Raw genomic sequence first — 773 nt, forward strand, 5'->3', positions numbered from 1 at the left:
CCCTTGGCAGCCTCGCTGGGAATGAGCTGGCCGAGCTTCTCCGCAGCCGCAATCACCGTCGGGCCGTCGCCGGCCATCTGTGCCGACGCCATCACGAAGTGCACGTTGTGCGGATAATAGCCGAGCCTGTAGACGCCCATCGGCGCGTTGGTCTCAGTCAGGTATTTTTCATCGACCTTGGCCGCGGTCTTGTTGTCTTCCAGCGCGTCGAGATAGCGGCCGACCCGATAATAGATGTGGCTCGGCATGTGCACGAGATGGCCTGCGCCGGGAATCGCGCCGCGCAACTTGTCGGCATAGGGCTCGGCGCGCTTGGGCCGGTCCGACGCCTCGACGGCATGAATATAAAGGTGAATAGCGCCGGCATGATTCGGATTACGCGCCAGCACGCGCTCCAGCGTCGGCACGATCGGCACGCTTTGCGGCTTGGCGTTGCGGCCGCCCGGCTTCCAGTAGTCCCAGGGGCTGAGATCCATTACCGCCTCGGCATAGAGCGTGGCAATCTCGTCGTCTTCGGCAAACTGTTTTGCTGCCTTCGCCATTTCGGCCGCGTAGGCCGCGTCGAGTGGTGCGCGGGCGGCCTTGGGATCGCTGCCGTAGCGCACGGCGATGGCGCCGATCAGCGCCTGCTCGCGCGGGCTCGCTTTCCCGGCCAGCGCCTTCGCCTTCTGCGCGGCGGCATAGGCTGGCGCGGCCGCGTCCTCCGGCATCGGGAGATTGATGTTGGGACCGAGCACCAGCGCCTCGCCCCAGAAACACATGGCGCAGTCAGC

The 773-nt window shown here is 65.7% G+C and carries 1 pseudogene; it reads right to left on the reverse strand.

Annotated elements, in window-relative coordinates:
* A pseudogene (locus tag KIP88_RS45900) lies at positions 1–761 on the reverse strand (hypothetical protein); the annotation flags it as partial.
* Positions 762–773 lie beyond the last annotated feature (12 nt).

Source organism: Bradyrhizobium sp. SRL28, assembly GCF_018596315.1.
Lineage (GTDB): Bacteria > Pseudomonadota > Alphaproteobacteria > Rhizobiales > Xanthobacteraceae > Bradyrhizobium.